This window comes from Chitinophaga agri, assembly GCF_010093065.1.
GTDB classification, from domain to species: domain Bacteria; phylum Bacteroidota; class Bacteroidia; order Chitinophagales; family Chitinophagaceae; genus Chitinophaga; species Chitinophaga agri.
The window spans coordinates 46008-60358 of the sequence record NZ_CP048113.1 but is presented as its reverse complement, the minus strand read 5'-3'; the positions used below and the strand labels follow the sequence as shown (position 1 = coordinate 60358).

The 14351-nt window shown below is 46.9% G+C and carries 12 protein-coding genes; 6 read left to right on the top strand and 6 right to left on the bottom strand.

Going from position 1 to position 14351, the window contains the following annotated elements; translation table 11 throughout:
- Positions 1–11: 11 nt before the first annotated feature.
- Both egtB and GWR21_RS00275 read left to right on the top strand, forming a co-directional pair.
- Complete coding sequence (gene egtB, locus GWR21_RS00280; protein WP_162329786.1) at positions 12–1163, top strand: ergothioneine biosynthesis protein EgtB; 1152 nt, start codon at positions 12–14, stop codon at positions 1161–1163.
- A 28-nt stretch (positions 1164–1191) separates the two neighbouring features.
- Positions 1192–2184, top strand: a complete 993-nt coding sequence (locus GWR21_RS00275) for an L-histidine N(alpha)-methyltransferase (RefSeq protein ID WP_162329785.1) — start codon at positions 1192–1194, stop codon at positions 2182–2184.
- Positions 2185–2319: 135 nt separating this feature from the next.
- Here GWR21_RS00275 and GWR21_RS00270 read toward each other — a convergent pair whose 3' ends face one another.
- Positions 2320–2808, bottom strand: coding sequence for a DinB family protein (locus tag GWR21_RS00270; protein WP_162329784.1), 489 nt, complete (start codon positions 2806–2808; stop codon positions 2320–2322).
- Positions 2809–2924: 116 nt separating this feature from the next.
- On the opposite strand from GWR21_RS00270, the gene GWR21_RS00265 reads away from it, so the two are divergent.
- A complete protein-coding gene (locus GWR21_RS00265; protein ID WP_162329783.1) occupies positions 2925–3482 on the top strand; it encodes a TetR/AcrR family transcriptional regulator in 558 nt (185 codons plus the stop codon).
- A gap of 151 nt (positions 3483–3633) precedes the next feature.
- On the top strand, positions 3634–4887 hold the full coding sequence (gene fabF, locus GWR21_RS00260) for a beta-ketoacyl-ACP synthase II (protein ID WP_162329782.1): 1254 nt from the start codon (positions 3634–3636) through the stop codon (positions 4885–4887).
- 14 nt (positions 4888–4901) lie between these two features.
- Here the strand turns inward: fabF and GWR21_RS00255 are convergent, their stop codons facing one another.
- Positions 4902–5129 (bottom strand): DUF3820 family protein, encoded by a 228-nt coding sequence (locus GWR21_RS00255; RefSeq protein WP_162329781.1) that lies wholly within the window; start codon positions 5127–5129, stop codon positions 4902–4904.
- 476 nt (positions 5130–5605) lie between these two features.
- Between GWR21_RS00255 and GWR21_RS00250 the strand changes: the two genes are divergently transcribed.
- The gene (locus GWR21_RS00250) at positions 5606–6760 is read left to right on the top strand and encodes a sensor histidine kinase (RefSeq protein WP_162329780.1); all 1155 of its coding nucleotides are present in this window, start codon (positions 5606–5608) and stop codon (positions 6758–6760) included.
- Positions 6761–6770: 10 nt separating this feature from the next.
- A complete protein-coding gene (locus tag GWR21_RS00245) occupies positions 6771–7187 on the top strand; it encodes a response regulator (RefSeq protein WP_162329779.1) in 417 nt (138 codons plus the stop codon).
- 17 nt (positions 7188–7204) lie between these two features.
- On the opposite strand, the gene GWR21_RS00240 is transcribed toward GWR21_RS00245, so the two are convergent.
- From GWR21_RS00240 to GWR21_RS00225, 4 genes are all read right to left on the bottom strand, one after another.
- Positions 7205–8437, bottom strand: a complete 1233-nt coding sequence (locus GWR21_RS00240; protein ID WP_162329778.1) for a hypothetical protein — start codon at positions 8435–8437, stop codon at positions 7205–7207.
- 132 nt (positions 8438–8569) lie between these two features.
- The gene (locus GWR21_RS00235) at positions 8570–9250 is read right to left on the bottom strand and encodes a DUF3823 domain-containing protein (protein WP_162329777.1); all 681 of its coding nucleotides are present in this window, start codon (positions 9248–9250) and stop codon (positions 8570–8572) included.
- A 19-nt stretch (positions 9251–9269) separates the two neighbouring features.
- Positions 9270–11156 carry a RagB/SusD family nutrient uptake outer membrane protein gene (locus GWR21_RS00230; RefSeq protein WP_162329776.1) on the bottom strand — a complete coding sequence of 629 codons (1887 nt, stop codon included), beginning with the start codon at positions 11154–11156 and terminating at the stop codon, positions 9270–9272.
- A gap of 21 nt (positions 11157–11177) precedes the next feature.
- Complete coding sequence (locus tag GWR21_RS00225; protein ID WP_162329775.1) at positions 11178–14345, bottom strand: SusC/RagA family TonB-linked outer membrane protein; 3168 nt, start codon at positions 14343–14345, stop codon at positions 11178–11180.
- Between the last annotated feature and the right edge of the window lie 6 nt (positions 14346–14351).

The window sequence follows — 14351 nt, the reverse complement described above, 5'->3', positions numbered from 1 at the left end:
CACGAAGGTATATGCAATTAAAAAATGATTTTAACACCGTGCGGAAAAGGTCCATGCATATCTGCGCGCCGCTGAAAACAGAGGACTATGTGGTACAGCCGGTTGTTGATGTGAGTCCACCGAAATGGCATCTCGGACACACTACCTGGTTCTTTGAAACGTTTCTTTTAAAACCGCACTTCCCTGGTTATAAGGAATTTGATCCAAATTATAACTTCGTATTCAATAGCTATTATGAAACAGTAGGCGCACGCGTCATACGTACGGACAGAGGTAATCTCAGTCGTCCTGCGGTAGAAGATGTGATGCGTTACCGTGAGCACGTAGATAAAGCCATGCTGTCCTTCCTTGATACACCATTGAGTGATGAACTGCGTACACTGGTTGTATTAGGACTCAATCACGAAGAACAGCACCAGGAACTGCTGTATACAGATATCAAGTACATACTTGGTCATAATCCGCTGATGCCGGCTTATGCTGACACGGCAGTCGATACTTATCAGACACCTGCATCCGACGAGCCTTTCGTACAAATGGAAGCAGGCCTGTATGATATCGGGTACAAAGGAGACGGCTTCTGTTTTGACAACGAACTGGGCAGACATACCGTATATCTTCAGCAATACAGTATAGCCACGCAACTGGTCACCAACGCGGAATACCTGGAGTTCATGGAAGCGGGCGGTTATACAGATTTCCGTCACTGGCATGCAGAAGGCTGGGATTGGGTAAAGACAAACGAAGTCAGGGCACCACTCTACTGGCATCATGTCGACGGGCAATGGCAACAGTACACCTGGCAGGGATTGCAACCGGTGAATGGCAACGACCCGGTGTGTCATATCAGCTATTATGAAGCGACAGCATTTGCCTCATGGAAAGGACTCCGTTTACCAACAGAATTTGAATGGGAAGCAGCATCTGCACAATTTTCCTGGGGACAACGCTGGGAATGGACAGAAAGCGCCTACCTGCCTTATCCGGGGTTTGTAAAAGCACCCGGCGCAATAGGCGAATACAATGGTAAGTTCATGGTCAGTCAGATGGTCTTACGCGGTAGTTCGGAAGTAACACCGCCTAACCACAGCCGTGCCACCTACCGCAATTTCTTCCATCCGGGGCTGCGCTGGCAGTTTACCGGCATCAGACTGGCGAAATAATATTTCTCATTACTCTAATCATAACATTATGGCCACCACCTCTGTAATGCATACAGTATTAGTTCCTGTGAAACAGGACAGGCGGGAGATTTTCTTTCAGGATGTGATCCGCGGACTCAGTGCAAAGAGTAAATATCTGGACTCCAAATATTTTTATGATGCGGAGGGCGACCGCCTATTCCAGGAGATCATGCGTTGCCATGAATACTATCCGACCAACTGCGAAATGGAAATATTGCAGGAACAGTCAGCAGCCATCAGCCAGACCATTCTTGCACATACCAGCCGTTTTGACATCGTAGAACTGGGAGCGGGTGATGCGACCAAATCCATACATCTTTTAAAAGAACTACTCAACACCGGAAAGGACTTCACGTACTACCCGGTAGATATATCCGCTAACGTGATCACGCAGCTGGAGCAGTCATTACCCGCACAACTGCCATCACTGAAAGTCAATGGGCTGAACGGTGAATACTTTGATATGCTGAAGGAAGCAAATGTCCTATCTGCAAAGAATAAGGTTATCCTCTGCATGGGTGGTAACATCGGTAATTTCACGCCGGCAGAGGCCAGAAAGTTCTGCCGGCAGCTGAGAAGTTGCCTTCAGCCTGGTGACCTGCTGATGATCGGCTTTGATCTTAAAAAACATCCGCAGATCATATTGGACGCGTATAATGACAGTGCAGGCATTACACGTGACTTTAACCTGAACCTGCTGAAGCGGATCAACCGGGAACTGGACGGCAATTTCGACATTACGAAATTTGGCCACTACCCTACCTATGATCCGGGTACAGGCGCCTGCAAAAGCTATCTGGTTAGCCTGGAAGAGCAGGATGTACGCATAGGAGAACAAACGATCCATTTTGATCTGCACGAAACGATCTACATGGAGATATCACAGAAGTACGACCTGGAAGCAGCAGAGCAACTAGCCACCCTGTCTGGCTTCGAGACGGTAGGGAATTTCTTTGATCAGAAGAAATGGTTTGCGGATAGTATGTGGCTGTGTGTGTAATTTAATTAGGAATTAGTTGCTGATAAATATAGAAAAATCAATCAAAGGGCCGTCTGCTTCAACGCTTGACGGCCCTTTGATTATAACCTGTTATTAAAAACCGGGATGAATGAATGAATGCGCCTCAATTCCTGATTACTTCCACGCCCCCAGCAACCGTCTGATCACAATAATCTCCCCTGTATGATAACTCGTATGATCTGCAATCAATAATGCTTCCCGGAACAAATGCTGTCCGTCACCGTGGGCAAAAGGCTTATACAATTCCGCATCCGGCGCTTTCAGTAATGCAACAAACTCCTTTAGTTCGCTTTTGATCTGCGAAAGACTACGTTTCCAGGCCGCATCGTCCACCGGAGCCGTTTCCTTCGGCCAATATCCTTCCGGCCACCTGGGGGACTGATGTTTCGCATCTCTTGAAAACTCCAATATGTCCCATTGTGTGATCCTGATATGTTCTACCAGTTGCCAGATACTATATGGGATCCCCTCCGGTATTACCCCTCTCAGCTCAGCAGGCAGCCCTTTTACGGCATCATCGAAGGTGGCATGAGCATGTCCTCCTGTCAATAGCGCTTCAAGCGTTTTTACCACCTCTTTATCATGATTATGTTCGTTACTCATACAGAAGATATTTAATTACCTGATTCCAAATGTTTCATTCCTTTTCTGCTGCACCAAAAAGATGCCAGCTAAGAAAATTTGCTTACTTACTTACAAGTAAGTAATTTTGCTGTTCTATGCAGGACACAAAAGAGAAAATAGTTGCGCTGGCGGACCAGCTGATCAGGACCAGGGGCTATAATGCCTTCAGTTACAAGGATATATCCGATCCGCTGGAGATAAAGAACGCCGCCATCCATTATCATTTTCCGACAAAAACAGACCTGGGCATTGCAGTTATTGATACTGAAACTGAACGTTTTAGGGTACATACTGCGAAGTGGGCCGCTATGCCTGAAGACAAACAGCTGAAACAACTATTTGACACTTTCGGCAGTAAACATAAACAGGGATTCGTATGCCTGATGGGGACTTTATCACCCGACTATAAAACCTTCCCGGAACCGCTGCAGGAAAAGGTAACGGGCATGTCTGCCGCCTTCACTGACTGGACGGCACAGTGCCTTGACAACGGCAGAAAGAAAGGACTCTTTCAGTTTGATGGCGAACCCTATGACAGGGCCTTACTCGTACTTAGTAACCTGCTGGCCTCCCTGCTGATGAGCAGAGTAATGGGGCCGAAGGCGTTTAATAAAATAACAGGTCAGCTATTAAAAGACCTGTTGAAGAAATAATTAGGAATTACGAATTACGAATCGAAAAGCTTTTCTCATGCTAACGTTAAGAAGCATAAAGAAATACCTGATCACCTGCTTCAGGCCAATCATGTTCACAGTTCATAATTCGTCATTCCTAATTACTAGTCACTAATCTTTAATTTAAATCATGCAAACACTTAAAAGAGCAGTCATCACCGGCCTTGGCGCCCTTACTCCGATAGGGAACAACGTGACTGACTTCTGGAACAACCTGGTAGCAGGTAAAAGCGGAGCGGCACGTATCACGAAGTTCAATCCCGACGCTTTCAGGACACAGTTTGCCTGTGAACTCAAAGACTACGATCCGACTGCTGTCCTGGACAGAAATGATATACGTAAGACAGACCCGTTTACACAATATGCACTGGTAGCTGCACAACAGGCCGTGACCGACTCCGGACTGGACTTCTCCAAGATGGATCCATTTGATAGTGGTGTGATCTGGGGTTCCGGACAGGGAGGTATGCTCACCTTCGAAGAGCAGGTAAAAGAGTATACCAATGGTAACTATTTGCCACGCTTTAATCCTTTCTTCGTACCCAAGCTGATCGCGAATATGGCCTCCGGTATGATCTCTATCCGCTTCGGATTAATGGGCATCAATTATACGACGGTATCTGCCTGTGCAACGTCGAATACAGCTATCATGGATGCGCTGAACTACATCAGACTGGGGAAAGCGAAAGTCATCATTACCGGCGGTTCAGAAGCACCGATCACAGAAGCTTCCGTAGGTGGATTCTGTGCGATGAAAGCGATGTCTACCCGTAACGATGATCCAGCCACCGGCTCCAGACCTTTTGATACAGAAAGAGATGGCTTCGTGATGGGAGAAGGCGCTGCGGCCCTTGTAGTAGAAGAGTATGAACATGCAGTGGCCAGAGGCGCACATATCTATGCAGAGCTGGTAGGTGCTGCCATGACCGCGGACGCCTATCATATGACGGCCACACATCCGGAAGGATTAGGCGCATTACAGGCCATGAAGTTTGCATTAAAAGATGCGGAGCTCCAACCTGCGGACGTAGATTATCTGAATGCACACGCCACCTCTACGCCAGTCGGCGACCTGAGTGAACTGGCAGCTATCAGACAATTATTCGGCGAAGCACCTGCTCATCTTTCTATTAGTGCGACAAAATCCATGACGGGCCATCTATTGGGTGCTGCCGGTGCAATAGAAGCCATCGCTGCTATTCTCAGTATCAACAACGACATTATTCCTCCTACTATCAATACGACACAACTGGACCCTGCCATTCCGGCCGGATTGCCGATCGTACTGAAAGAAGCCATACATAAAAAAGTAAGTGTGGCAATGAGTAATACTTTCGGTTTCGGAGGACACAACGGCATCGTCGTGTTCAAAGAAGTGAAGTAAATGGTCAGTAATTTCTATTTCCCTTTAAGGGGAGTGAGCAGCCCCGTAAGGCCGTTCAGTTTTATCTCATACACTGTCGCCAGCAACATACCCAGTTTTCCGTCAGGAAATCCCTTCCGCTGGAACCACTCCAGGTAGGATACAGGCAGATCGCAAAGCAACACATCTTTGTATTTGCCGAATGGCATCTTCATGGTCACCAGCTGATTAAATATCTCCCTGTCAGGTTGCGCAAATTCCATAATAAAGCTTTTACCAATTAATAACATAGCCGTCACTTACGCAACTATCAGCTACATTCATCATCATTCATTATTAACTGTTAGTTATTAATTATTTATCCTTCAAAGATACTCCCTCCCCGAAAATAAGTGATTAATTTTTTCTCTTATCGCAATCCATATGCTCATCTTCTACGTAAGTACCAACATCAATTAGAATAATTCTATATCTGTTGATATCAGAACATTCTTTTAAGGGGACAATTTATTTTACGGGACAATACTTGTTATGTGGTTTAATCATGGCCTGCACCTAACGCATGCCATACAATTTTTTGCACCTATACTTAAAGAACAAACATATTTATCCTTATTCATTTTGCAGTTTTTGTAAACTTTTTGATTAAACATCCCCCCAGAAGAGTGGTTATTTCAGAACATCTGGTTACAGCCCTTCGTGGCTGTAACCCTCTTTTATGAAGTGAGGACAGTAGATAATGAACAGGCGACGCACGCTACGTAAACGACTCCGGGATGCGGAACAACAACTACGACTAACCAGGTTGGCATTAAAACAGGCCAGAGAGAACTATCATAAAATGGTAGAGGAAGTAAAAGACTACGCTATCCTCATGTTAGATCTGGATGGTAATATACTCAACTGGAACAAAGGAGCAGAAAAGATCAAGGGATATACCGCCAGTGAAATTATCGGTAAGAACTTCCGGTTATTCTACACCGCCAAAGACAGGACTGCCCAGGTACCTGAACTACTACTGGACGCTGCCCTCAATGATGGGCGCGTACAACATGAAGGATGGCGGGTACGCAAAGACGGCACCCTTTTCTGGAGCAATGTGACCATCACCGCCATGCATGATCCAGACCGGCAGGTGACAGGCTTTCTGAAAATCACCCATGACCTGACTGAAAACAGACTGGCAGAAGAAAACCACCATTTATATACAGAGAAACTGGAGAATAAGAACCGGGAACTTGAACAATTCACCTACATCGCCTCCCATGACCTGCAGGAACCATTACGCTCCATCAGCAGTCTGGCAGAAATGATCGTAGAACAGTACCAGGGAAAGCTTGATGAAGATGCAGATACCTACCTGCGATTCATTACACAGTCGGTTAACCGTATGAGTCAGCTGATAAAAGGACTCCTGGATTATTCCCGGCTGGGCAAAGCGGAGCTGGATAGTCAAGTGGATTGTAACGAGATCATGGGGACGGTGATTGCCGATCTCCGGTCCGCCATTCATGACAGTAACGCCATCATTAACATAAAACAGTTACCTGTACTAAGCGCTTACCCGATGGAACTTAAGCTGTTATTCCAGAACCTGCTGAGCAATGCGATTAAATTCCGTGACAGGAACCGGCAACTATATGTGAATGTTTCTGCCTGTCTCACCGATGAAGGGTGGCGCTTTCAATTTCAGGATAATGGCATCGGCTTAGATCCCAGATTCAAAGAGAAGATCTTCGAGATATTCCAGCGGCTGCATAGCAAATCGGCGTATGAAGGCACCGGCATCGGCCTTGCACACTGCAAAAAAATTGTAGCCATGCATAACGGAAGGATCTGGGTAGATTCTGTACCAGGAGAAGGCAGTCAGTTCTATTTTACTATTTCCGTATAACCAACCAACCATGAAACGAAAACTAAACTCAATTTTACTCATCGAAGACGATGAGGCAACCAACTTTATTAACCAGATGGTCATCAAACGGCTTGACTGCGCGGAGCATGTGCACGTTTCCTGGAATGGCGCGGATGCACTGGATTACCTGAAACACTGTACGATAACAACCGCAGCACCGCCACCAGAACTGATCCTGCTGGATATTAATATGCCCGGGCTAAATGGATGGGAATTCCTCGAAGAGTATACGAAACTAAAAAATGATGCCGGAAATAATATAGTGGTTGTCATGCTGACAACCTCCCTCAACCCGGAAGATAAACACCGCGCCACTGCAAACCCGCATGTCACCGCGTTCAAAAACAAACCACTGACACCTTCGCTTATGGAAGAGATCCTGTCACAGCACTTTTATATGCAATAATGTTTCCTTCTTAACTCCTACAACCATCCCCGCTCCTTCCAGGAAGCGATCGCTGTGGCTGTTGCACCGCATTCGCGCAATACGTCTTCAAAGTCCTCCATTTCCATACTCCAGTCCACCGCATAGGCCGCGAACTCCTCTCCTACAGGTATCCTGCCGGAGAGTCGGGTCGTCGTGAGTATATGCGCTACCTTCCGTAACATCAGCGTACCCATTTCCCATTTCTCCTCTCTGCGGATGATCGTCATCAGCTGCGTAAAAGGACGTTCAAACTGCTCCCGGTTTATATCCAGAAAAGGATGGTCCAGTTCTGTGGCCAGAAAGATCAGATCAAAGATGTCTTCATCAGGATGCTGGTCTGAGATCTTCTTCGTAAAGGCAACTGAACGGGGCGACAAAGAAGGTATATAGACATCCACACAATGATAATTCAGTTCCAGCAATGCCAGTGGCGCTTCAACACCGTCTTCTACCAGCGTATCCACAATTGCTGCCGCCATCAGCTCCGCAACGGTATCGATCAGCACATGTACATCCAGGCCAGTATCGGGTTTTACATAGGCCAGCTGGCTCAGTCCTGTTTCATACACATGCCTTATCTCGGTCAGTTCTCCGCTCTCATCATAGGTGTAAATGTTCTCGTACTTTGATTCTCCTGCACCAGGTACGATGCTCAGACAATCGGCTCTCACAATACGTCCATCTACGATCTCGTAATGTTCCAGATTACAGAACATGGCATGTTCATTATCGATGATGGTATGGATCTTCTCCTCATTGGTCATGTCCTCATAGCTGGCATCACTTCCCCTGCTATTTACGATCAGGGACTGATAGGCTATTTTCCGGCCATGTGCATCAAACTGTATTCTCTTGATACTGGAAGGTATGCGGGTGTTAAGGTTATATTCAATATATTCTACCCATTCTTTGCCATATGTATAGTATCCGCCCCAATATTGCTTGTTCACAGAATGGGCATAGGAAGTATAACTGGGTAATCCGTCGGCCGTAAATCCATAAAAATGAAAGTCGCCCAATTCCCTTACCCTGCCTACAGGAAATACTTTCTCTTCTGGTTGTAAAAAAGCGGGAGTACCGTAATCATCAAGATTATACCTGACACCTGGAACATATTTTTCTGAAGTGATGTTGTTCTTAAATTCCTCTAAAAGGTGAAATTCAATAAAGGCTTGTTTCCATCGGGATAGTAGGTTCTCCTTCAATATTTCCAGGTACATCTTCGGCATTTTGAATAAAATTAATACTTAAAAACAAAAGAAGGTATTTTGTTTCTTGAACTGGTTTACAGAGTATTACAAAGCGCCCCAAAGGTATGACCTTCGGGGCGCGCACTTTATTCATATCATTATGACTCCTACCTATTCAATCTTAACAGGTTGTGAGTAGATCTGCTCTGCAACCCCTGCTGTCTTGATACTTACACGGGCATAGAAGAAAGATTGTCCGGTAAGACTGCCGGGAATATTCATATTAATTGTCACAGGTACTGTTATGTCGGTAATGTCCGCTCCATTTACCGCTACTGATCCCAGATTGTTAACTGCGTCAACTATGCTGGTCTTACCCACAAAAAGTGTCACCGACTCCAACGCCCTGCCATCAGATACCTTACCAATGGAAAAGGTCGCCGTCAGCGCTGTTGATCCCGCTTTGCTGATAGCAGCATTCCTCACTACAAAGTAAGGTTGCACCGGTACATCTATCACCGTGTTACCGCTCACAGTCACATCAATAGAGTCCGTATTATTCACCCATGGTCCATTTCCAGGCAGGCGAACCAGCTTATATGCCCCATCAAACAGAGAGGCGGAGAATGTACCATCCTGCGCTACATACACAGGGATCTTTGTAAACAACTCGAACCCTTTCTGCCATAATTCCAGCTGCACGCCGTTGGAACGAAGGCCGATCGCGTCTTTCTCATACACCACTTTGCCGGACAGTGTCGAGGATGGCTTCTCATAATTGTCCTTCTTACAACCAATTACCAGCGCCAGTAATAGCAATGCCGGTATATGCAGAGATAGTATTCTGTTCATATCAGTTCATTTAAACAGGTTAATGGAATGGATTCTTGATGATCTTCGGATTATTATTCAGCACCGACTGATCGATCGCTGTATAATAGTTCCCCAACTGGAAGAAACGCGGCGCCCTGAATCGCGGGGCCACCATTTTCACGAACACATACTTGCCATCACGGTTCGCATCTCCCGGGCGGATCACACGATACGGATATAAAGCATAGATCATGGCGTCAGGATTAGAGGAACTTCCATTCCATACTTTATCGGCCAGCCGCCAGCGTTTTAAGTCCCACAGCCGGTGATCTTCAAACGCCAGCTCCACCCTGCGCTCATTGCGGATACGCGCGATGGTCAGCGATGTCAGACTATTCATACCAAAGCCAGCTCTCTCACGTAGTGCATTGATATACGTCAGCGCCTCGCCGGTCAGTCCCAGTTCAAAAGCGGCCTCTCCTGCATTCAGATAGATCTCTCCCAAACGGAACCATACCCACCAAACGTCACTCTGAACACCACGGGTACTGGTTTTGTCATTCGGGTCGATGTATTTACGCAGATAGAAACCGGTATTAGAAACCTCCTGTATGGAACGATGAGGACCGGACGTGCCTGTCAGTAATTTGCCATCACTGTATGTCGTACCCAGATCGCTGCCTTCCACCACATCATAGGCATTACGTCCGCTGTTCCATACCATCACGCCTGCCTGGATAGATACAGCAAGGCTTTTAAACGATGTTCCGGGATAGATGATCGTACCGTATAAACGCGCATCTTTATTTGCAAAGACATCTGACACGTTATCATAATAGATAAAGTCGCTGTTATCAGCAGTCCGGATCTTCAACGCACCATTTGACCCATCCTTATATTCAAAGCTCTCCACCAGGTTCAGTGAAGGCACAACAGACGATGATCCCAGGTTATCTTCTCTTACGCCGCGGGCGATGTTGTCATAAGAGAACCAATGTTTGCGGGTCGGCAACAGGAAGTCCTTCACAAAGATCACCTCCTTGTTATTCGCTTTTTTAGTCACCGCCTCGTAGAAGTTTTCACCGGCATCGGGGTTATTCTTATAAAGGGTATAGGGCCCGCCATTAATGATCTCTTTGGAGGCAGCCAGTGCCTTCTGATAATAGCTCTCTGCCAGCGCGGCCGGAATACCGACCTCTCCGCCAGGCATTGTAATAGGTGCGGCCATCAGACCATTGTACTTTGCCAGTGAACCAGCATATAGCATCGCACGGCTTTTCAATGCCAGCGCCGTGTATTTGTTGGCGCGGGTAGTGCTACCGGCGTTACCCAGGACTTCTTTAATAGCGTCTACTTCGGCCGCGATGAAATCGTATACTTCTGACTCTTTCGCGCGTGGTAATTGCAGATTGCTCACATTACCTGAGTAATCATAGATCAGTTGTGTAGTAACCAATGGTACACCGCCCATTCTCTTTACCAGATTGAAGTAATTCAATGCACGCAGGAAACGCAGTTCCGCGGAGTACTGCTGCTTTGCCGTTGCAGATAGTGACACACCATATTTCTCAATGTTCTCCAGCGCCAGGTTAATATCCCTGATATATGTATAGTTCCAGAGATACCAGCTGTTAAAGCCATAGGAAGTGATGTTATTACGGCCATCTTCATTGGACTGTCCACTCCACATTCCCTCGTCATAATTCGCCATGTTACGCCACTGGAATAACCTGCCGTCAGCACCGTCGTTTATGTCTGTCAATCCACTCTCCGCAGGGATCCTGTCATAGAAATTCGCCAGCAAAGCGACGATCTGTTTAGGGTCGTTCCATACCTGTTCATCGGAGAGGATGGTACGTGGCTCTCTGTCCAGCCAGTCTTTCATACAACTGGTCAGCAGGAACAAACCTGTTACCATCAGGCTGTATATATAATTTCGTTTCATGATTGCTGTAGTTAATAAGCGTTAAAAGGATACGTTAAAACCAAAGTTGTACAGGCGTTGTTGCGGATACACCAACCCGTTTGTAGAGCTGATCTCCGGATCGATCTCATACTCTTTTACATTATCGAGGGAGAACAGATTAGTGCCGTTCACATATACACGCAGTCCTGCGAGGCCGATACGTTTCAGCATATCACGGGAGAAGCTGTATCCCAGTTCCAGGTTTTTAAGTCTGATGTACCTTACATTGGTGATCCAGAAATCGTTTACAGCGTAGTTCACGTGCGTAGTGTTATCCTTTCTGATAGCAGGATATTTGCCACCGATCCATTTACTGTCGGGGTTATACGGGTCTTCCCTGTGCCAGCGGTCTGTCAGCATATAGGCAGGAGAAGAACCATTGTTCTGGAACGGATAACGCAGTTCCCAGTCGCGCAGGTAAGACTGCATGGTAGCGCCAGCAAAATCAAAACGCAGGGAGATCCCTTTCCAGGCTACACTACCATTGATACCGAAACTTACGTAAGGCTGCGCACCCTGCGCATAACCAATAGGACGCTGATCAAGCCCATTGATGATCTTATCACCATTTACGTCCTCATACATAAAATCGCCAGGCAACTCGGTGCGGTTACCCTGTCCGTCGTTATTGATACCATAGTTTTTGATCTGCTCTTCTGATTCAAAGCGGCCGATCACATGGTAGCCCCATGTTACATTCGACCAGCGGTCTTCTATAGCGTTACGGTATTTATCCCATGCATTACCGAAGCGGGGCTTATAGGTACTTACGCTTCTCAGCCGTGCATATGTCGCATTGACACCAATAGAATAGTTCACATCCCCCTTTTTGCCGCTATAGGTGACCATACCTTCAATACCCCTGGTAGCGTCGGCATTGAGGTTCGCATTAGGTAAAGAATAACCTACTTCACTGGGTAACAGCACATCATAGCGGGCAGCAGGCAAACCGGAACGGCGGCGTTCAAACACATCTATCTGACCACTCACACTATTGTTGAACAATGTAAAGTCGATACCTGCATTAATACTTTTATTTTTCACCCAGGATAATTCTGTCACCGGCAAACCACGTGGCCTTAACCCGATCACATAACCACCATTCATGACCGCTCCTCCCTGGTTGAAGTTATACCCCGCCATGTAGTCGAAAGCGTTCGGCGGATTACCATTGGAGAAGCCTATCTCACTACCGGTCTCACCATAAGACGCTCTCAGTTTCAGGTCATTCAGCACATTCCCAAAACGGCCTTTCAGCCAGGGTTCTTCAGAGACCCTCCAGCCGAGTGACACACCCGGAAAAAAGCCCCAGCGCTTACCTCTGGCATAGAGATAAGAACCATCATAACGGCCCAGTACCTCTATCAGGTATTTTGATTTGAAGTCATAGTTAATCCTGCCTATGTATCCTGCTCTTGCTTCCAGGTTCCATTCATCCGACAGATAATCCTGTTCGACAAGGTACTGTACAGGCACATAGTTATTGGTAGGGATCGTATGTACAACATAGTAGGAGTTGTCATAGTCAGACAGCTCATATGCCGCAACAGCAGAGAGGTTATGCGAACCGAATTTACGGGCGTAACTCAGCTGGAACTGTGCGTAACGGGAGATGACATTACGCTTGTGTCTTTCACGCCAGGGGTTCTGATTACCGAAGCCCGGTTCTGTGTTATAGGTGTCCGTGAGCGGATCATACTTATAAGCATTCCAGGTATATTCAAATCCGTCGAATTCCTCATTGAGATAATTATAGGAATACACGCCTTTCACACTTAGTCCGAAGTCAAAATCGTACTGTGCATTGAGATTGACGTTCATACCTCTCCACCACTCATCTACATAACCCGTGATATCGTCTCTGTAGGTTACAGGGTTCACGTTCACATTATGCGTCTGATTGATGTACTTTGGATTATCGTTCGCATAAGGGCTCTCAGTAGGCCACATACTGAAGATACTGAGGAGTGGATTGAAATAGTCATCCAGCCCTGGTACGCCTACGTTATGGCGTTTCTCGAGGCGACCGCTGATCTGTGTACCGACCTTCAGTCCTTTTGCCAGACTAGCCTCCATATTTGCCTGCAGATTGGTACGTTCGAAGGTAAAGTCTTTGATCAGCGCTTCCTGGCTCAGGCGGCTGACAGACATATAATAGCTGGAACGCTGCGAACCACCGGAGGCATTGGCGCTGATGTAGGACTGGGGTACATTCGGACGAAGGACTTCCTTGTAATAGTCATAACTTTTATATCCTTTTTCTGTACCGGCTTCCCATTTGGCCAGTTCACCGGGATTGTACAGTAGTGACGGATCACGGCCGAGGTTCTGCTCTGACTCAACGAGTGCCCGAACGTATTGTCCCGCATTCGCAGGATAAGGATAACGGGTGAAGTTCTGAAAACCGTAGTAGCCGGATAAGTTGATACTCGGTCTTTCATTTTTCTTTCCCTTCTTGGTCGTGACAAGCACCACACCGTTACTGGCGCGCAGACCATAGATAGAAGCAGAGGCATCTTTCAGGATGGTAATGTTCTCAATATCATCAAGACCAAGGTTATTGAAAATATCCTGTCCGGAACCGGTAGTAAATCCGAATCCTGTAGTAGCGGTACTACCGGTGTAGGGCACACCGTCAATAACATACAATGGCGTACCCAGGTTACGGATCTGGATATTGGTACCATTACCGGGACGGGAGTCGGTAGCGCGGGCCGTTATACCGGGCATTTTTCCCACCAACGCCGCCGAGGTAGTGCTGGCAGGTGTTCTCACAAGATCTTCCGATTTAAGGGTACTTACAGCCCCCGTAACAGATGCCTTTCGCTGGACACCATAACCTACTACAACGATGTCGGTCAGGTTACTGGCCTGCGAGGTGACGGTCACCTGCAATTTCGTGTCGCTGCCTAAGACGAGTTCTTTGGTCTGGAAGCCTACAATACTGACAAAGAGTGTGCTGCCGGGCGTGGCCTGGATTGTAAAGGAACCATCATTCTTGGTGACCACTCCCTTGTTACTGTTCCTCACGGATACGGTTGCTCCGGGGATAGGAATGCCTGTTGAATCTGTTACTGTTCCTGCGTAAGTGACTGGGGCAGTCTGTTGCGCGAAGCCTGGAATACAGGCAAAGAGCAACAGCACTACAAGTGTGTAGAGCGTTTTCATAACGTT

Excerpts from the sequence above, each read along its gene's own strand:
- egtB (WP_162329786.1), top strand. The coding sequence starts at position 12 with ATGCAATTAAAAAATGATTTTAACACCGTGCGGAAAAGGTCCATGCAT.
- GWR21_RS00275 (WP_162329785.1), top strand. The coding sequence starts at position 1,192 with ATGGCCACCACCTCTGTAATGCATACAGTATTAGTTCCTGTGAAACAG.
- GWR21_RS00240 (WP_162329778.1), bottom strand. The coding sequence starts at position 8,437 with ATGCCGAAGATGTACCTGGAAATATTGAAGGAGAACCTACTATCCCGA.
- GWR21_RS00230 (WP_162329776.1), bottom strand. The coding sequence starts at position 11,156 with ATGAAACGAAATTATATATACAGCCTGATGGTAACAGGTTTGTTCCTG.
- GWR21_RS00265 (WP_162329783.1), top strand. The coding sequence starts at position 2,925 with ATGCAGGACACAAAAGAGAAAATAGTTGCGCTGGCGGACCAGCTGATC.
- GWR21_RS00250 (WP_162329780.1), top strand. The coding sequence starts at position 5,606 with ATGAACAGGCGACGCACGCTACGTAAACGACTCCGGGATGCGGAACAA.
- fabF (WP_162329782.1), top strand. The coding sequence starts at position 3,634 with ATGCAAACACTTAAAAGAGCAGTCATCACCGGCCTTGGCGCCCTTACT.
- GWR21_RS00245 (WP_162329779.1), top strand. The coding sequence starts at position 6,771 with ATGAAACGAAAACTAAACTCAATTTTACTCATCGAAGACGATGAGGCA.
- GWR21_RS00235 (WP_162329777.1), bottom strand. The coding sequence starts at position 9,250 with ATGAACAGAATACTATCTCTGCATATACCGGCATTGCTATTACTGGCG.
- GWR21_RS00255 (WP_162329781.1), bottom strand. The coding sequence starts at position 5,129 with ATGGAATTTGCGCAACCTGACAGGGAGATATTTAATCAGCTGGTGACC.
- GWR21_RS00225 (WP_162329775.1), bottom strand. The coding sequence starts at position 14,345 with ATGAAAACGCTCTACACACTTGTAGTGCTGTTGCTCTTTGCCTGTATT.
- GWR21_RS00270 (WP_162329784.1), bottom strand. The coding sequence starts at position 2,808 with ATGAGTAACGAACATAATCATGATAAAGAGGTGGTAAAAACGCTTGAA.